At 38.5% G+C, this 18,066-nt stretch carries 15 protein-coding genes and 1 riboswitch; of the genes, 12 read left to right on the plus strand and 3 right to left on the minus strand.

Going from position 1 to position 18,066, the window contains the following annotated elements:
• Nucleotides 1–8: 8 nt before the first annotated feature.
• Nucleotides 9–596, minus strand: coding sequence for a LemA family protein (locus ACPF7B_RS01955; RefSeq protein ID WP_490505959.1), 588 nt, complete (start codon nucleotides 594–596; stop codon nucleotides 9–11).
• A 247-nt stretch (nucleotides 597–843) separates the two neighbouring features.
• On the opposite strand from ACPF7B_RS01955, the gene purE reads away from it, so the two are divergent.
• The 8 genes from purE to purH all read left to right on the plus strand — a co-directional run bounded on the left by purE (nucleotide 844) and on the right by purH (nucleotide 11,594).
• Nucleotides 844–1,338, plus strand: coding sequence for a 5-(carboxyamino)imidazole ribonucleotide mutase (gene purE, locus ACPF7B_RS01960; protein WP_490505960.1), 495 nt, complete (start codon nucleotides 844–846; stop codon nucleotides 1,336–1,338).
• A gap of 5 nt (nucleotides 1,339–1,343) precedes the next feature.
• Nucleotides 1,344–2,462: a 5-(carboxyamino)imidazole ribonucleotide synthase gene (gene purK / locus ACPF7B_RS01965; protein WP_490505961.1), complete on the plus strand. Its 1,119-nt coding sequence runs from the start codon at nucleotides 1,344–1,346 to the stop codon at nucleotides 2,460–2,462.
• A gap of 20 nt (nucleotides 2,463–2,482) precedes the next feature.
• Nucleotides 2,483–6,223, plus strand: coding sequence for a phosphoribosylformylglycinamidine synthase (locus tag ACPF7B_RS01970; protein WP_490505962.1), 3,741 nt, complete (start codon nucleotides 2,483–2,485; stop codon nucleotides 6,221–6,223).
• Nucleotides 6,224–6,241: 18 nt separating this feature from the next.
• The gene (gene purC, locus ACPF7B_RS01975; RefSeq protein WP_490505963.1) at nucleotides 6,242–6,955 is read left to right on the plus strand and encodes a phosphoribosylaminoimidazolesuccinocarboxamide synthase; all 714 of its coding nucleotides are present in this window, start codon (nucleotides 6,242–6,244) and stop codon (nucleotides 6,953–6,955) included.
• A gap of 3 nt (nucleotides 6,956–6,958) precedes the next feature.
• On the plus strand, nucleotides 6,959–8,326 hold the full coding sequence (gene purF, locus ACPF7B_RS01980; protein WP_490505964.1) for an amidophosphoribosyltransferase: 1,368 nt from the start codon (nucleotides 6,959–6,961) through the stop codon (nucleotides 8,324–8,326).
• Between the two features lie 57 nt (nucleotides 8,327–8,383).
• Nucleotides 8,384–9,397: a phosphoribosylformylglycinamidine cyclo-ligase gene (purM, locus tag ACPF7B_RS01985; RefSeq protein ID WP_490505965.1), complete on the plus strand. Its 1,014-nt coding sequence runs from the start codon at nucleotides 8,384–8,386 to the stop codon at nucleotides 9,395–9,397.
• A complete protein-coding gene (gene purN / locus ACPF7B_RS01990) occupies nucleotides 9,394–9,960 on the plus strand; it encodes a phosphoribosylglycinamide formyltransferase (protein ID WP_490505966.1) in 567 nt (188 codons plus the stop codon). The genes purM and purN overlap by 4 nt, the downstream gene beginning before the upstream one ends.
• A 95-nt stretch (nucleotides 9,961–10,055) precedes the next feature.
• A complete protein-coding gene (gene purH / locus ACPF7B_RS01995; protein ID WP_490506483.1) occupies nucleotides 10,056–11,594 on the plus strand; it encodes a bifunctional phosphoribosylaminoimidazolecarboxamide formyltransferase/IMP cyclohydrolase in 1,539 nt (512 codons plus the stop codon).
• Between the two features lie 197 nt (nucleotides 11,595–11,791).
• On the opposite strand, the gene ACPF7B_RS02000 is transcribed toward purH, so the two are convergent.
• A complete protein-coding gene (locus ACPF7B_RS02000) occupies nucleotides 11,792–12,766 on the minus strand; it encodes an XdhC family protein (RefSeq protein WP_490505967.1) in 975 nt (324 codons plus the stop codon).
• A 156-nt stretch (nucleotides 12,767–12,922) separates the two neighbouring features.
• Between ACPF7B_RS02000 and ACPF7B_RS02005 the strand changes: the two genes are divergently transcribed.
• Complete coding sequence (locus ACPF7B_RS02005; RefSeq protein WP_490505968.1) at nucleotides 12,923–13,297, plus strand: hypothetical protein; 375 nt, start codon at nucleotides 12,923–12,925, stop codon at nucleotides 13,295–13,297.
• 69 nt (nucleotides 13,298–13,366) lie between these two features.
• Here ACPF7B_RS02005 and ACPF7B_RS02010 read toward each other — a convergent pair whose 3' ends face one another.
• Nucleotides 13,367–13,969 carry a hypothetical protein gene (locus ACPF7B_RS02010; protein ID WP_490505969.1) on the minus strand — a complete coding sequence of 201 codons (603 nt, stop codon included), beginning with the start codon at nucleotides 13,967–13,969 and terminating at the stop codon, nucleotides 13,367–13,369.
• A gap of 370 nt (nucleotides 13,970–14,339) precedes the next feature.
• Between ACPF7B_RS02010 and ACPF7B_RS02015 the strand changes: the two genes are divergently transcribed.
• The 3 genes from ACPF7B_RS02015 to ACPF7B_RS02025 all read left to right on the plus strand — a co-directional run bounded on the left by ACPF7B_RS02015 (nucleotide 14,340) and on the right by ACPF7B_RS02025 (nucleotide 18,047).
• Nucleotides 14,340–15,899, plus strand: a complete 1,560-nt coding sequence (locus ACPF7B_RS02015; protein ID WP_490505970.1) for a DEAD/DEAH box helicase — start codon at nucleotides 14,340–14,342, stop codon at nucleotides 15,897–15,899.
• A gap of 97 nt (nucleotides 15,900–15,996) precedes the next feature.
• A riboswitch (FMN riboswitch) is annotated at nucleotides 15,997–16,119 on the plus strand.
• Nucleotides 16,120–16,276: 157 nt separating this feature from the next.
• On the plus strand, nucleotides 16,277–17,416 hold the full coding sequence (ribD, locus tag ACPF7B_RS02020) for a bifunctional diaminohydroxyphosphoribosylaminopyrimidine deaminase/5-amino-6-(5-phosphoribosylamino)uracil reductase RibD (RefSeq protein ID WP_490505971.1): 1,140 nt from the start codon (nucleotides 16,277–16,279) through the stop codon (nucleotides 17,414–17,416).
• 1 nt (nucleotide 17,417) lies between these two features.
• Nucleotides 17,418–18,047, plus strand: a complete 630-nt coding sequence (locus ACPF7B_RS02025; RefSeq protein WP_490505972.1) for a riboflavin synthase — start codon at nucleotides 17,418–17,420, stop codon at nucleotides 18,045–18,047.
• Nucleotides 18,048–18,066: the final 19 nt, after the last annotated feature.

Consider the following 18,066-nt stretch of genomic DNA (forward strand, 5'->3'; position numbering starts at 1 on the left):
TGAATTGATTAAATACGATGATAGTGCGGATACTGAAAAACTTCGGCAAGCATAGATGCTGGAAATTTTGAGGTAAACTCTCGATAATCATGAACCGTATCATTGTAAAAAGATGCCGATTCATCAATATTGCGATTAGTAATTAGCACTTTTGTCCATAATTGTTGAAGGTTTTCTAAATCTTTAAGTTCGGGATGGGTTAGAGAGCGCTTATAAAGGAGTTTGACGTTTTTTCGTAATCGTAAAATCGCTTCGACTTGAGCTGCATGATTTTTCTCAGGATTATTATTGCTGATATCCTTGAGTTCTGAGAAAAGTTTTTCCTCATCTCTTAAAACTTTTTGGGTAATATCAATGATGGGCGACAGTCTGCTGACAAGTTGAGATTGTAAGTTTTCAACATCATTGAAGGCGGCGTTGCAAAGATTTTTAAGCGTTTTTAAATGTTGTGCTGTTTTGACAAAATAAAAGAGTAACGCTGCAGCAAAAAGGGCAGTAAGTGAAAGTGATAGTACGGTAGTAACCATGATCAATAGATTATTTTTGTCGAGTTGAATAAATGGAGGCTTATATCGGCGTGATACCCAAATAAGCATTGATGATCTTTTGTATTATATTACATAAATAGGTTTATGATTAGGCTTATTTCCCTTAGAAATATTTACTTTTCGGTAATATATTATATAGTGCAAAATAATGAGTAGTATGAAGATATTTCATAATTTCTAAAAAATAAATTTAATGCTTATTGACTAAAATTGAACTTCCCTATAAAATTCAAAATTCACAAACCGACATCTAGCTTCGGTTTATAAATATCTTATTTTTAGGTTGAATTTCTTAATGAAAAAACAGAAAGTCGCCATTATTATGGGAAGCAAAAGCGATCTGCCAACAATGCAGAATGCCGCGGAGATTCTCAACCAATTTTCCATTAGTTATGACATGAAAATTGTTTCGGCACATCGTACGCCGGAGCAGATGGTATCCTTTGCGCTAAATGCCAAGGATACTGGTTATGATGTCATTATTGCTGGCGCAGGTGGTGCCGCACATCTTCCTGGAATGGTTGCTTCCTTAACGCCATTGCCTGTTATAGGTGTTCCCATAAAGACAAGCACTTTAAGTGGTATTGATTCCCTCTACTCCATAGTTCAAATGCCAGGCGGTATTCCCGTAGCGACAATGGCTATTGGAGAATCCGGTGCGAAAAATGCGGGGCTCTTTGCAGCACAAATTCTAGCCTTAACAAACGATGAATTGTACGAAAAGCTCAAGACATTCCGAAAGTGCCAAACAGAGAATGTATTAGCTGATAGCACGATAGAGGAGAAATAGTCATCATGCACATTTTACCTGGCAAAACAATTGGAATTATTGGTGGTGGTCAACTAGGTAAAATGTTAGCAGAAGCAGCAAATAGGATGGGATATTATGTAATTACTCTCGATCCTGCTTCAGATGCACCGGCAGTTGCAGTTTCTCATAGTCACATCACATCAAGCTTTTCAGATGAAGAAGGATATGAAACTTTAGTATCTCGATGTGATGTTGTTACGTATGAATTTGAAAATATTAGTGCGGAGTTAGTTCGTCATCTAAATCTCGAATATCATAATATTCCTCAAGGAGAGTTGCCTCTCTATCTTGCTCAAAATCGAAAAAGAGAAAAGCTCGCATTAGTAGAAGCTGGACTTCCGATTGCACCATTTGTGATTCTCGATGATCCGGAGACCTCCATATGTGAAGCTGTTAGTGAGCTTGGCTTTCCTTTCGTCGTGAAAACACAGGAAGGTGGATATGATGGGAAAGGCCAAGTTATTGTTCGATCAGTGGATGATCTTCCAAAAGTTGCAACGTTATATGGTATTGCTTGTGTCGCGGAAAAATTTATTCCTTATGACTGGGAATGCTCCATTATAGGGACTCGTTCCACGAGAGGGGAGTACCGCTACTTTCCAATTGCCGAAAATCTTCATATCAATAATATCTTATTTCGTACGGTAGCAGGTGGTGAGCGAGTCACTGCCCAATTAGAAGCAAGACTAAATCAAATGCTACAAATCTTTATGGAGAAACATAATATTGTTGGAACATTAGCCATGGAGGCTTTTATTGTAGGTGAAGAGATTTATGTGAATGAGCTTGCTCCAAGGCCCCATAATTCAGGGCATTTCACGATGGAGGGTTGTGCTACAAGTCAGTTTGAACAACATATTCGTGCAATTTGTGGTTGGCCACTTGGTGATACAACATTGCAGCAAAAAACAGTTATGTTCAATATTCTAGGGCAGGATAAAGATCTCCTTTTTGCTTATTTACCCCATTTATCACCTGATGCACATCTGCATCTTTATGGGAAAAAGGAATTTAAAAATAACCGTAAAATGGGCCATGTCACCTTTACGGGTTCAGAAGGCTTAAGTGCTTTTGAAACACTATTGGCATATCGTGTTCGTTAATTTTATAAATAAGGACCCCAATGAAAAGAAGATTTTATATTGAAAGTGCACCACACTATTCAACGGAAGCTGCTGCTTTATTGAATGAATTGAAAATAGCTTTAAACGTTCAATCATTAACGAAAGCTCGTCTTATTTATGTATATGACTTTTTTGATCTGAATGAACACGATACTGAAAAAATTGAGAGTATTTTAATGCAAAAAGGCCGTCATGAACAGATCAGAGAAGATGTAATGCTAGCAGAGCTCCAATCAATGCCTCATTTTGCAATTGAGAGTTTGCCGGGGCAGTATGATCAGCGTGCATATAGTATTGAAATGGGTATGAAAATGTCTGATATATCGCCAAAGACCAAAGTACTTACAGCGACGTTATATGGATTTAACGATAATTTAACACCAGAAGATCTGCAAAAGATTCAAGATTATCTCTTCAATCCGATTAATTCAGGACTTAAAGATTTAACTCAAGAAATCAGTGATGCTCGTTTTAAAGATGATCATCGTCCTAAGTCTGTGGAAGATGTGAAAGATTTTATTCATATGGGCGATTCCAAACTTGCGGAACTTAAATTATTGATGGGTTTAGCAATGGATTATGATGACTTACGTTTTATTCAGCAATATTTTAGAGATGAGGAACGTCGTAATCCAACAGAAACAGAAATTCTAGTATTAGATACATATTGGTCAGATCACTGCCGTCATACAACGTTTGAGACGGTTCTGGATAAAATTGATTTTACTGCGAGTCAATTTAAAGAACAGATTCAACAGGCTTATGAAACTTATATTGAACTACGTAAAGCAACAGGCATTACCGATCGACCAGAAACCTTAATGGATATGGCAACTATTTTTGGACGTTATCAGCGTAAAACGGGTGAATTAGACGATATGGAGATTTCCGATGAGGTAAATGCCTGTTCTATTCATATTAACGTTGATGTCGATGGTAAAGATGAATCGTGGTTATTAATGTTTAAAAATGAAACGCATAATCACCCAACAGAGATTGAGCCATATGGTGGTGCGCACACTTGTGTTGGTGGTGCGATTCGAGATCCTCTTTCAGGTCGAGCCTATGTCTATCAAGGAATGCGTATAACAGGGGCGGGCAATATCTTAGAACCTGTTGAAAATACAATTCCTACTAAGATTCCACAACGTCGTATTAGTCGTGTTGCAGCACAAGGCAATAGTGATTATGCAAATCAAATCGGTGGAACAACAGCATATGCGCGTGAATATATTCATCCTGGATTTGTCGCAAAACGAATGGAGCTTGGTGCTGTTGTTGGTGCTGTTCGTGAAGATTATGTTGTTCGAGAAAAACCTAAGCCTGGTGATTTGGTACTACTCATCGGTGCTAAAACAGGACGCGATGGTGTTGGAGCGGCAACAGGTTCATCGCAAGTACAGACTGTTGAATCTGTTGAAACAGCAGGGACAGATGTACAAAAAGGTTGTGCAAGTGAAGAGCGTAAAATAGTTCGTCTATTTCGCAACAAAGCTGCAACAACTTTAATTAAAAAATCGAATGATTTTGGTGCAGGTGGTGTATCAGTGGCTATTGGTGAGCTTGCTGATGGTGTGAAGGTGAATCTTGATCATGTTCCTGTCAAATATTCAGGATTGAATGGTACAGATCTTGCGATTTCTGAATCACAAGAGCGTATGGCAGTAGTTGTTGCAGCAGAGAATGCTGAAAAATTTATTCAACTTGCCAATGATGAGTCTGTTGATGCTGTTGTTATTGCAGAAATCACCGAAGACCCAAGATTAGTAATTGAATGGGAAGGTAAAAAAGTTGTTGATATTGCGCGTTCATTCCTTGATACCAACGGGATTCGTAAACATGCAGAAGCAGTTGTTGTTGACAGTAATAAGCCATCTCCGCTCCTCAAGCATACTGATTATAGTGATATTGAAAAAGCATGGCGAGAATTACTTGCTGATGTGAATATTGCAAGTCAGAAGGGTATGAATCAGAAATTTGATTCGACACTCGGGCGCTCAACGGTCTTATTACCCTATGGTGGTAAATGCCAAGCAACCCCAACAGAAGTATCGTTGCAAAAAATACAAGTAGGCAAAGGCGAAACAACGACGGCAGCAATATTAGCGCATGGTTACAATCCATATATTGGTGAGTGGTCACCATTTCATGGTGCGGCTTACGCAGTCATTGAATCGCTTTGCCGTACAGTTGCAGCGGGTGGTGACCCACGAAAAGCCCGTCTCTCTTTCCAAGAATACTTCGAACGTTTAGATGGAATTCCAGAAAAATTCGGAAAACCGGTTGCTGCGTTATTGGGTTCAATTGAAGCTCAAAAAGCATTCAATGTGCCAAGCATCGGCGGTAAAGATAGTATGAGTGGTTCATTTGAAAATATCGATGTACCACCGACTTTAGTCTCTTTTGCTGTAACAACTGTTAAAACTCAAGATGTAATTTCTCCAGAATTTAAAGAGAGTGGGCATTATCTCTATCTTTTACCAATTAAAGAAGATGTTACAGGACGAATCCCGTATGATGAAATTAATCATAATTTCGAAGTATTCCGTCATATTCATCAAAAATATCAGATTCATTCTGCTAGCTCTGTGCGTCAAGGTGGCGTTGCTGAAGCACTTGCTGTAATGAGTTTTGGTAATAGAATTGGCGTGAATATTGAAAATATCTCTGAACATGACCTTTTCCGCCCACAGTACGGTGCTTTCGTAATTGCAACACGTCAAGCGCTCCCTGAGTCAGCAGATTATATTGCGATCGGAACAACCTTGAGTGAATACCGCTTTGATTACGGTCAAACCACTATTTTAGGCACAACATTACAAGCGGCATCAGAAGATCGTTTTGAGAAAATCTATCCGATCTATTGCAAAAGTGAAGGATTTGTTGATAAAGTCGCGGCGAAAAAAGTAGAGAGTATTGTTAATCGCTTAGAGTCGCCAAATCCAACAGTGCTTATTCCTGTCTTTGAAGGAACGCACAGTGAAGAAGATATGGGACGTGCATTTGAAAAAGCCGGTGCGACTGTGAATATTCTTCCAATTCGTCTGTTAACAGAAGCAGATTATCAATTATCGATTCGTGAGTTTACCAAAGCGCTAGAAGCGGCGGAAATTTTTGCATTAGCATCCGGTTTTGCAAGTACTGAGGAACCGGCAGGAATGGGCGCAACTATGGCACTATTCTTAGAACGTTCAGAGGTAAAAATCGCAATCGAAAACTTTATCCAAAAAGGTGGATTAATCTTAGGTATTAATGCAGGATTCAGCGCTCTATTAAGAACTGGTCTGCTACCTTTTGGTCAATATTGCGAGAATAAAGAGGTGATTTTAGCAACAAATCAATCGGGCGAGTTTAAAGCACAGATGGTGACAACAGAAATTGTTAATACTAATACACCATGGTTGAGTGAATGTCGTGTGGGGGATCAACATGTATTGCCATTTGCATCGTTAGAAGGGCGTTTAGTTATGACACCAGAATTCTTCGAATTACTGAAAGAAAAGGGGCAAATTGCTGCACAATATGTGGATCATAAAGGTCGAGCAACTCTCGATAGTCTCTTTAACCCTGCTGTATCTGCGTATTCCGTAGAAGCGTTAACAAGTCCAAATGGTCAAATTTTTGGAAAAATGGCACAGAGTGAGCGCTATGAAGCGGGACTGTTTCTCAATATACCAGGTAATAAAGATCAAGCAATTTTTGAAAGTGCTGTGAAGTCAGTAACAGCTAAAAAGCACTAAATGAGGGAGAGGATTTAAATGTCAAAGTTATTATATGAAGGTAAAGCAAAACAAATTTATAGTACTGATAATGCCAATGAGGTATTAATTCATTATAAAGATGATGCCACGGCAGGTAACGGCGCTAAAAAAGCACAATTTGAAGATAAAGGTGTTTTAAATGCGGCAATTTCCACTATGATTTTTGAATATCTCATGGAAAATGGTATTAAAACGCATTTAATCAAGCAGATAAATGGTCGCGATGTTCTTTGTGAAAAAATTGATATTGTTCTTCTCGAAGTAATTATGCGCAATATCGCCACAGGCTCTCTTTCTAGTCGTTTAGGCTTTAAAGAAGGTACAGTCTTGAACCCGCCTATTTTAGAGTTCTGCTATAAAAAAGATGAACTAAATGATCCATTAATTAATGCTGACCATGCTTTAGCGCTTGGGCTCGCAACTCGTGAAGAGATCGAAAAGATCTCTTCAGAAGCACGTAAAATCAACGAGCTTTTAAAAACTCTTTTTGCTGAAATCGGTGTCTCTTTAGTGGATTTCAAAGTCGAGTTTGGTCGCAATCCTCAGGGGGAAATTGTTCTTGCCGATGAGATTAGTCCAGATACATGTCGCCTATGGGATATCCAAACTCAGAGCAAGTTAGACAAAGATCGTTTTCGTCAAGATTTGGGAAATGTAATTGAGGCTTACCGTGAAATTCATGCGCGTCTGTTAGCTCGCAAGGAGAAATAACGAGTGTTTGCGGTTATTGGAAATTCTAATGCCGCATCTTTAACCTACTACGGGCTGCATAGTTTGCAGCATCGTGGTCAGGAAGGTGCTGGCATCGCCGTTTTGAATGAAAAAGGGGACATTGATACGATCAAAGGCGAAGGGCTTTTATCGGATGTTTTCCCAGATTCATCCATTTTTCAAAAACTTCCCGGCAGTTGTAGTATTGGCAATATACGTTATCCATCTAACGGTGAAAAGGGTTATGCAAATGTGCAACCTCTCACAATGAAGATGAGTGATGAGCAATTTGCAATTGCCTATAATGGTAATATTACCAATACAAAATTGTTGCGGGAATCACTAGAGAGTCAAGGGAGTGTGTTTCATGCATCGGGAGATGCAGAAATTATTGTGCATTTGATGCGCCGCAAAAAGGGCTCGTTTATCGAACGTCTTAAAGCATCACTGTTAGAATTAGAAGGAGCGTTTAATTTTTTCATTCTCCATAATAGTGGTGTCTACGCAGTCAGAGATCAAAGAGGCATTCGTCCACTTTGTATCGGAAAACTGACAGATGGCGGGTATGTTTTTGCCTCTGAAACATGTGCCTTAGGTATTGTTGGGGCAACCTATATCCGTGATGTGATGCCTGGAGAAATTGTTCATATCGACGATGGACGGATTATTTCAGATACTTATAGTAATGATAATTTTCATGCAATCTGTATGATGGAATATGTCTATTTTGCACGACCAGATAGTGACTTAGAAGAGCGAAATGTGCATAGCTTTCGTAAACAGAGCGGAGTAGAGCTCTATAAAGAGACTCATGTTGATGCAGACATGGTTATTGGTGTCCCTGATTCTTCTATTTCAGCAGCAACGGGATATGCGGAAGCTGCAGGTTTACCTAGTGAAATGGGGTTAATTAAGAACCGTTATGTTGGACGAACTTTCATTAAACCAACTCAAGAGCTCCGAGAGCTTGGTGTGCGAATGAAGCTAGCACCTTTACCATCCGTAGTAAAAGGAAAGAGCTTAATTTTGATAGATGATTCTATTGTTCGAGGAACTACGAGTCGCCGCATTGTAAAAATGCTTCGAGATGCAGGGGCAACAGAAATACATATGCGAATTTCTTCACCACCGATCAAGTATCCCTGTTTTTATGGCGTTGATACTTCACATCGCGAAGATCTCTTAGCTCATCAGCTTAATATCGAAGAGATGCGCCGTCATATTAAAGCAGATTCTTTGGCATTTTTAAGTCGTGAAGGCACTGTAAGAGCATTAAAACGATCTGAATCTTTAGGATCAAATTGTGGAACATGTATGGCGTGTTTCACCGGAGAGTATCCTACAAATGTGGATCAACATCTTCAAGATTAAAAGCATGCTTCGCTAAGCGAGCAATATTCAAATATTATAAATTCAAAAGGTATCAGAATGAGTGATGCATATAAAAAAGCGGGTGTTAGTTTAGAAGCGGGATATGAGTCCGTCGAACGAATCAAAAAACATGTAGCAAGTACGATGCGTATTGGTGCGATGGATATTTTTGGGGATTTTGGAGGATCTTTTGACCTTTCAGAACTCAATTATCAAAAGCCTGTTCTTGTTTCAGGAACTGATGGTGTAGGAACTAAATTAAAGCTTGCCTTTGAAATGAATATTCATGACACAATTGGTATTGATGCAGTTGCAATGTGTGTGAATGATATTTTAACGCAAGGCGCTGAACCACTTTTTTTCCTTGATTATATTGCTTGCGGTAAAAATAATCCGGCACAAATTGAAGCGATTGTAAAAGGTGTTGCTGAAGGATCAAAATTATCGGGTGCCGCACTTTTAGGCGGTGAAACTGCGGAAATGCCTGGTTTTTATCAAGATGGTGAATATGATATTGCAGGATTTGCGGTAGGTGTTGTTGAAAAAGATGAGCGTGTTAACAAAGCAAATGTAAAAATCGGTGATTCAATTATTGGTTTACTATCAAGTGGTGTTCATAGTAATGGATTCTCGTTGGTGCGTCATATTATTAAAGAGAATAATCTTGATTTTAAAAAGACCTATGAGGGGTTTGATAAGCCTTTAGGTGAGGTCCTCTTAACGCCGACAATGATTTACGTTCAGCCAATTTTGGAACTCTTGAAATCAGTAAAGGTGCATGCAATGGCGCATATTACCGGCGGCGGTTTCTATGAAAATGTGCCAAGAATGCTCCCCGAAGGGTTAGGTGCATCTTTTAGCAATAGTTCATGGCCTAAACCAGCAATTTTCCCATTCTTACAAAAACAAGCAGGTATTTCGGATCAAGAGATGTTTACAGTTTTCAACATGGGAATCGGCTATATGATTGTTGTGAATCCTAATGATGAAGAAAAGATACTTTCGATCTTAAGAGATGCCCGTAAAATTGGTGTTATTACAGATAGTGGAAAAGTTGAGATAAACGAATGAAGAATATCGCTATTTTCGCTTCAGGAACGGGTTCAAATTTTGATGCGATTATAACCGCAATCGAAAATGAGCAGCTTCATGCAAACGTTGTGTTGTTAGTTTGTGATAAGAAGGATGCTAAAGTCATCGAAAAAGCAGAAAAAAAGAGAATTCCAATACTTCAATTCTCGGCAAGAGATTATTCTGATAAGTCGACTTATGAAACAATGATTGTCTCTGCTTTAAAGGAACGATCTGTTGAATGGGTCATACTCGCAGGCTATATGCGTCTGCTTGGCGAAACACTTTTGGCAGCTTATCCTAATAAGATCATTAATATCCATCCGTCACTTCTTCCTGCCTATAAAGGAAAAGATGCCGTTCAGCAGGCATTAAGAGCGGGCGAAAAGGTGGTTGGCGTTTCAATCCACTATGTGGATGCCGGAATGGATACAGGTGAACTAATTGCACAAGAAGAGATTAAGCTAACAGGGCGCGAAAGCGAAGAAGAGGTACTTGAAATGGTACATCATGTTGAGCATCGCCTCTATCCCAAAACATTAGAAACAATTTTAAATCGATAAGAGAATTTAGGCATAACGATTGTTATCCCTATGTAGCGGAAAGTATCGCTACGCTATTTTAATATGGTTATTTAGAAAGGACAGATCGAATGGTAATGAAACGACGTGCGCTTTTGAGTGTGAGTGATAAAACTGGAATTACTCAATTTGCAGCAAAATTAGTGGAATTGGGTTTTGAATTAATCTCTACTGGTGGCACAAAAAAAGCGATAGCGGATGCGGGGATTGTGGTAAAAGATATTTCAGATATTACAGGTTTTCCGGAGATCATGGATGGCCGGGTGAAAACACTTCATCCAATGGTTCATGGTGGGTTACTTTCGGTGCGAGGAAATGATGTTCACACGAAAGCAATGATTGATAATGGCATTGAATATATTGATATGGTTGTGGTGAATCTTTACCCATTTAAAGAGACTGTTTCAAAGCCCGGCGTAAAGTATCAAGATGCCATTGAAAATATCGATATTGGTGGTCCTTCAATGCTCCGAAGTGCCGCTAAAAATCATGAATCGGTGACAGTGATTACCGATCCACAAGATTACGATAAAGTACTTGAAGAGATTCGAACGAACGGTGATACAACTTTTGAAACTCGTCAAAAATTAGCATTAAAAGTGTTCCAAGCAACTGCCGCTTATGACGCATTAATTGCCCAATATTTTGCAGATGAAATTAATGACCAATTCCCAGAAAAATTGACGTTAACCTTTGAGAAGCAACAAGGTCTACGCTATGGTGAAAATCCTCATCAAGAAGCGGCTTTCTACCGTACACCGCTTGCACAGAATAACTCACTTGCACATGCAACACAGATTCATGGTAAAGAACTTTCGTACAATAATATTCAAGATGCAAATGCAGCAATTAATATTATGTGTGAATTTAAAGAGCCTGTCGTGGTTGCTGTTAAACATATGAATCCATGTGGAGTTGGTTTAGGGGATAATCTTTTAGATGCGTGGAACAAGGCGTATGAAGCTGATTCGACTTCAATTTTTGGTGGTATTATTGCAACGAATAAGGAAGTAGACGCAGAAACAGCTAAAAAAATGAGTGAGATTTTTCTAGAAATTATTATCGCTCCGCGTTTTTCAGATGCAGCAAAAGAGATTTTGATGGCGAAGAAAAATCTACGTCTTTTAGAGAATAATCCACAAGAAGAGAGTATTACAGAGACTCTTACTACAACTGCTGTCAATGGCGGGCTCTTGGTGCAAACATTAGATCGCCATTCAATTAAGCCTGAAGATTTCACGTGTGTTACGGAGCGTAAACCCACTGATGCAGAGATGAATGCTCTTCTATTTGCATGGAAGATTGTGAAGCATGTGAAGTCAAATGCGATTGTTGTAGCCAAAGAGGGTAAAACCCTTGGCATTGGCGCAGGCCAGATGAATCGTGTAGGTGCTGCTAAAATAGCGCTTGAGCAAGCGGGCAGTGAAGCGGAAGGAAATGTGTTAGCATCAGATGCATTTTTCCCAATGCCGGATACGCTAGAAAATGCTGCGAAAGCAGGTATTAAAGCTGTTATTCAGCCAGGTGGCTCTATCAAGGATCAAGAATCGATCGATGTTGCAAATCGTTACGGCATTGCAATGATCTTTACAGGCGTTCGTCATTTTAAGCACTAATAACTCAATCATTTTTACGATCGAAAATTCAACGATACGGTGAATGAATTATTATGAGGTTAATACATTTTAATAGTGTGGTGCTTTTGGCGTATTACTTAGTCGTAATTCATTCAACAAAAAATGCCGGGGACAATAGGGTCTCCGGCATTTAGTTTGGAATAAATTTAAGGCTACTTAGGATTGTGATAGTAGTCTTATGCACCATTTTTACATCTGACTATATCTGCCATAATAGAGAGTGCAATTTCTGCCGGTGTTTTACTGCCAATAGCAAGCCCGATGGGGGCATGGATTCGAGCAAAATCATCTGGTTGAAAATCACTTACTTCTTTTAGGCGAGCAAAACGATTTTGACTATTTTTTGTCGATCCCATTGCGCCAATATAAAATGCTGGAGAATCAAGCGCTGCAAGCATTGTTAAGTCATCGATTCTTGGGTCATGGGTAAGCGAAAGGATAGCCGTTTTAGAGGTAACGCCTTGTGTTTCAATATATTGCGCTGGAAAGATATTGATAAAAGAGACACGTTCTGAATAATTTGCTGCTTTAAATTGCCGAATCTCCTCTTGACGGTCATCCGCTACAATCACAGAAAAACCTAATTTGTCAGCAAAATCGATACAGTAGAGTGCAACAGGGGAAATGCCTGCGATAAAGATAGTAGTATAACTTTCGATAGAAATCGTAAGAGTTTCACCATTTCGTTTGAGAAAAGGGAGGTTGTGGGTACTAGTATTTTCAGTAACAGTTGCTGCATCGCCTAATGTTACTTCTTTAATGATTGTTCTCCCTATACGAAAAGCATTAAGCATATCGGTAATATATGTAATATTTTCTGGTGTTACCGTAATTCGCTCTATTAAAAGATCAATTGTTCCACCACAGGGTAGAGAAATATTGGGACGAAAATCCTTATTTACTTCACCATAAGTAATGATTTCACTTTTTTTAGTAAACCAATCATTCTCTATTTTTGTGAGAAAATCCTCCTCAATACATCCACCAGAAAGGGAACCACAATAATGCCCCAATTCATTTGCAACAAAAAGTGAACCTGGAGAACGAGGTGCTGATCCGTAAGTATGTAAAACTGTTGCAAGCCATATTTTTTGACCTTTTTGTAACCATTTTAATGCGGATTCAAGCACAAGTAGATCAAGCATTTTCATGTTAAATGATTCTCACTTTTGATGAGGAGGATATTTATAGATTGATTTTTATTGAAAAAAATAATTATTATTGAACTTTAGCGTATATTAAACAAAATAATAGAAAATATTCAACTTATATAAAATAGATCTTTGATTAAAGAGGTTTTAAATTAAATGAAAAAAATGAGCGGCAAAATATCGATGCTGTTGATACTTACTATTATGAATATTGGAACAACTTTTGCATCTGATTACATTTTAGCAACGCAGGCAAAAGAATATGAGGGTTATCCAGGTCGTGTGTGTGGAATAGTAAAGAGTATTGAGAAAACATCGAAAGGTACTTTTATCTATTTTGATTATAAAAACGTTCATCAACGCTTTTATGCCGTCATTTGGAGTGACAAAGAAAATATTATCAACAAACAGGTACCTTTTCACACCCTAAAAAATCAGGAGGTATGTGTTACGGGATTGATCGATAGTTTTAATAATGTCCCGTTAATTATTGTCGATAAAGCTGATCAACTAGAGTTAATTCATTATTAAATGAAGCTCTAATTGATCATTAGTTTAAACGAAAATATTAATCATCTTTTTTGATTTAATTTTAGCCGATTAAGGCTTACAACTTAATACCGCTTTATATTCTTCTTTTAAATTCGGAGTTAGTACTGTTAAGGTACCTGTTTCAGAAGCAACAAATTTATCTTTGTAAACTTCGTCTACATCAAGTGTCATGATTAAGTCGCGGTCCATATTGCTCCAAATATGAAGATGTTCAGGTTCTAAATGGGTTTTCTTAACGTGAATTGGGGTATTACCGATTTTAATAATCATGTCATCATCTTTTTCACCCACTCCCATTGCAAGTTCTATTTTCTTTTGATTATCAATCGCGAAAGGTTGTGAAAGAGAGATATCACAGCGATATTTGAGATCTTTCTTTTTGATGGTAGGAAGAGACTTATCTTGCTCATTATCTGTGTTTTTAATAGCGTCTTTATTAGCGATGGGTGTTGTCGCTTTGTTTGAGTTTTTTTCGTTTTCTTTAGATGTATCAGTTTTAGTCTCATTTTCATCAATTAATTGAAAACCAAGTGCTTGGGCGTATTCGGCATCATTCATATTAGGCGTTGTTAAAAGAGGGGTTTTTGCCGTTGCAAATTGTAGACCAATAGTAAGAGCAGAGAAGGCAAAAATTGCGGTGATCTTTTTCATGGGTATTCCTATTTTTCAAATCATTGGATAGTGGTTACATAGGACATATTAATATGGTCACTTTTAAATTTTTCAAATAGATGTATAAGGAGAGTTCATTACAATTGAACAAAATAGTGACAATCATGAGAATAATTGGGATATTCCGCCATAAAAATGCGCATTTTAAATAAAAAAATTGACCTCTATAAAGATATGCGTATAATTACGGATTCCCATCGCCCTGTTGGTTCATAATTTGAGATTATGACATAAGTGTACTTGACACTTATTTGAGATTCGGTCGATGTTTTTTATGGCTGAATGTTCAAGCGCATTCCATTACAAATTAATAAAGGAAATTCCATTTTTTAATGGGATCTATATGTTTATGTCTCAATTTTCTGATTTAAATTTAAATCCAACTCTTCTCGCAGCTATTGAAAAAACGGGTTATGACACCCCAACAGATGTACAAGTTCGTGTTATTCCTGTGGCAATGGGTTGTCAAGATGTGATGGTTTCGAGTCAAACCGGTAGTGGAAAAACTGCTGCGTTCTTATTGCCGATTCTGCATCAAATTATGGCTGATAAAGAGCTCGAGGCTAAAAGTACTCAAGGTTCTGAAAAAGTTGACGATGTGCCGGTTCCTAATCAAAATCGTCGTAATAATAACCGTCGTGGCGGTCGTCAACAACAGCGTTATCAAATGCCTGCTCCAAATGCAATTGTAATGTGTCCAACGCGTGAACTTGCCCAACAAGTTGCGCAAGAAGCGATTCAGTTAAAAGGAAATCATAAAGATTTTCGTGTCGCAACAGTTGTCGGTGGTATGCCTTATGGCCGTCAAATTCGGGAATTACAGAATGTTACGCTTTTAGTTGCAACACCCGGTCGTCTAATCGATCTCTATAAACAACGTGAAATTAGCTTCGATAATGTCCACTATTTTATCGCTGATGAAGCAGATAGAATGCTTGATATGGGGTTTTCTGAAGATTTAGAGACGCTTCATAAAAGCTGTATCAATAACCGTCAAACGCTTATGTTCTCCGCAACATTTCCACCAAAAGTGATGAAACTTGCTGAAGGAATGATGCGTCACCCTCTCCGTATTGAGATTTCTCCAAAAGATACTATTAATAAGAACATTACGCAGATTTTGCATTGGGCTGATGGTCGTGAACATCAGAAGAAAATGCTTTTCCATTGGTTAGAAAATGCCGATATTGATCAAACCGTGGTGTTTGTACCAACACAAATTGATGCTGAAGAGATTGCTGATGAGATCAGGGATCTAGGTTTATCAGTAGATCATCTTCATGGAGGCATGCAACAACGAGTGCGTAATCGTTGTTTAGATAATCTTCGTCGTGGTCGTACTAAAATCTTAGTTGCGACCGATGTTGCTGCTCGCGGCATTGATGTTGAAACGATTACTCATGTATTTAATTTTGGTGTTCCACGTCAAGCAGAAGATTATGTTCACCGTATTGGTCGTACAGGGCGTGCAGGACGTGAGGGGATTGCAGTTACATTTGTTCACTTCAAAGATAAGCGTCTTTTAGATGCGGTTGAAGACTTTATTCAATTAGAGATAAAACCAAGTATCATCGATGGATTAGAACCCAAGAAAGAACCTGTTCGTAGTGCGCCAAAAGGTCGTGGCCGTGGTCGTGGTAATGGTAGTGGTGCTCGTACGGGCCGTGGTCGAGGAGAGGGTCGTCGTGATTCTAGCCGTACTAAAGGTGAAGGTCGTTCGACAAGATCTCGCTCGGAGCGCGACGGTAAACAAGCATCAGGTGAATCGCGTAGAGATGGTAGTGCTCGTCGTGCAGAGGGTCGTAGTGAACGTCCGGCAAGTGCTCCAAGAGAAAATCGTTCAGGCAGAAGACGTGAAGGCGGTTCAGCAGTAGGACGTCCATCAAGAAGAGCTTCTATTGCGCGTTAAATTAAATTGATAAAAATATTCAAAGAGTAATTATTGTTAATTACTCTTTTTTTTTGAACTCAGTAAGGGTATAGTGGTGCTAGATTAAAAATAATATATTTATCTTTGGGGCAGGGTGAGCAGTTATGCAATTCCCGACCGGCGGTTATAGTCCGCGAGCGAAAGCTGATTTGGTGAAATTCCAAAGCCGACAGTAAAGTCTGGATGGTAAAAGATAAATCATTATAAAAATAGAGTTAATTGCTTTAATGTCAATATTTTGGCATTGAAGTGATATATAAAAAAGTAGTAAGCGATCCTCAAGAGGTCGTGAAAATTCTATTTGTAGTGATTATAGATTCCAAGACCCCATAGATATTAGATCATGGGGTTTTTTGATGTCTCAAAATAACGAATCTTTAAATTTAAAAAATGATATTAACTATCTCAAAAAAGCATTTGAACTAGCGAAAAAAGGTTATGGGAGGGTATCTCCTAATCCATATGTTGGAGCTGTGCTCGTGAAGGGTGGCATAATCATAGGCGAAGGCTATCATCAAGAAGCAGGGCTCGCGCATGCAGAAGTTAATGCAGTGAAAGATGCGAGTGAACGTGGGCATAATATTGTTGGTGCAACGCTCTATGTTACACTTGAACCATGTTGCTTTAGTGGCAAAACACCTGCATGTACCGACTTGATACTCAATTCTGGAATAACTAGGGTTGTGACTGCAATGGAAGATCCTAATCCTAAAGTTGCTGGTAAAGGGCATGAAATTCTTCGAAATAAGGGTATTAATGTCACAACGAACCTGATGATTAGCGAGGGTCATGATTTACTTCGTATTTTTACAGTTAATCAATTGTTGAAACGGCCTTTTGTAACACTTAAAGCAGCAATGAGTCTTGATGGAAAGCTTGCTACCCAAACGTATGATTCACAATGGATTACTGGCGATGAAGCTCGTAAAAAGGCGCATTATTATCGGGGATTGCACGATACAATTTTGGTCGGTAAAGGAACCCTTTTAGCTGATAATCCATCACTTACAGTTCGTTATGGCTTTCAAACCAAAACACCTTATAGAGCGCTTCTTCTAAATAACTTTGATGGAATAACACCGGAAATTATTAATGAATATCATTTTTTTAATACTCGCTTAGCGCCCTCTTTAATTCTTTATCACCAACAAAATCAACCTGATGAGGCTTTAGGATATTTGTTGAATCAAAAAGATATAGAACTAGTACCACTTTTTAATACTCAGCCTGTCTCAGTAATGAGTACGCTTTATTCCAAAGGATTTATGAGTATTTTTATTGAAGGTGGGGCTGGAATTTATGATGCCTTTTTAACAGCAGATTGTATTGATGAACTTCTATTATTTTATGGTCCAAAATTGATTGGAAATACTAAAGCTTTAGAGTTATGGCGCAGTAGCCCGATTACTAATTTGTCAGAAGCGCCAGAAGTCACTATTAAAGAGGTCGAGCTGTGTGGCGAATCTATTTATTTGCGAGCACAAAGGGAGCACTAAAATGTTTACAGGGATTATTGAAGAGCGTGGAGTGATTGATGCAATTGTACATCAGTCACATATTTCTCGATTAACTATTACAGCATCAACGGTTCTTAATGATGTAAAGCTTGGCGATAGCATTGCAGTCAATGGTGTCTGTTTAACCGTGGTTGAATTTGGACAAAATCATTTTAAAGCAGATTTAATGCCGGAAACGCTAAAGCGCACAGGTTTTGATCAATATCGCAAAGGGACATTGGTAAATCTTGAGCGAGCATTGCGAGTTGGTGATCGTCTTGGCGGACATATTGTGAGTGGTCATGTCGATGGTGAAGCTTTTTTACGGAAAATCGATGATCTCGGTGATATACATGAACTGAGTTTTGAGCTTAGTGCACCGCATGAAGGACTCATTATTCCAAAGGGGTCGATCGCCATTGATGGAATCAGTTTAACGGTTATTAGTGTTAGTGATAAAGCCTTCAAGGTTGGGATTATCCCCCATACATTCGCGGAAACAAATCTTGAAAAACTTACAATAGGTGGGCGAGTTAATATCGAATTTGATTTAGTCGGGAAATATATTAAAGCACAACACCAAGAAGAGAGTGGTATTGACTATCAACAACTTTCAAATTGGGGTTATTGATACTTAAAGGTCAATTTGA

This window comes from Ignatzschineria sp. 22MB058224 (assembly GCF_058188435.1).

Coding starts and splice junctions, on each gene's coding strand:
- ACPF7B_RS01955 (WP_490505959.1), bottom strand. CDS start 596: ATGCTTATTTGGGTATCACGCCGATATAAGCCTCCATTTATTCAACTC.
- purE (WP_490505960.1), top strand. CDS start 844: ATGAAAAAACAGAAAGTCGCCATTATTATGGGAAGCAAAAGCGATCTG.
- purK (WP_490505961.1), top strand. CDS start 1,344: ATGCACATTTTACCTGGCAAAACAATTGGAATTATTGGTGGTGGTCAA.
- ACPF7B_RS01970 (WP_490505962.1), top strand. CDS start 2,483: ATGAAAAGAAGATTTTATATTGAAAGTGCACCACACTATTCAACGGAA.
- purC (WP_490505963.1), top strand. CDS start 6,242: ATGTCAAAGTTATTATATGAAGGTAAAGCAAAACAAATTTATAGTACT.
- purM (WP_490505965.1), top strand. CDS start 8,384: ATGAGTGATGCATATAAAAAAGCGGGTGTTAGTTTAGAAGCGGGATAT.
- purN (WP_490505966.1), top strand. CDS start 9,394: ATGAAGAATATCGCTATTTTCGCTTCAGGAACGGGTTCAAATTTTGAT.
- purH (WP_490506483.1), top strand. CDS start 10,056: ATGAAACGACGTGCGCTTTTGAGTGTGAGTGATAAAACTGGAATTACT.
- ACPF7B_RS02000 (WP_490505967.1), bottom strand. CDS start 12,766: ATGAAAATGCTTGATCTACTTGTGCTTGAATCCGCATTAAAATGGTTA.
- ACPF7B_RS02005 (WP_490505968.1), top strand. CDS start 12,923: ATGAAAAAAATGAGCGGCAAAATATCGATGCTGTTGATACTTACTATT.
- ACPF7B_RS02010 (WP_490505969.1), bottom strand. CDS start 13,969: ATGAAAAAGATCACCGCAATTTTTGCCTTCTCTGCTCTTACTATTGGT.
- ACPF7B_RS02015 (WP_490505970.1), top strand. CDS start 14,340: ATGTCTCAATTTTCTGATTTAAATTTAAATCCAACTCTTCTCGCAGCT.
- ribD (WP_490505971.1), top strand. CDS start 16,277: ATGTCTCAAAATAACGAATCTTTAAATTTAAAAAATGATATTAACTAT.
- ACPF7B_RS02025 (WP_490505972.1), top strand. CDS start 17,418: ATGTTTACAGGGATTATTGAAGAGCGTGGAGTGATTGATGCAATTGTA.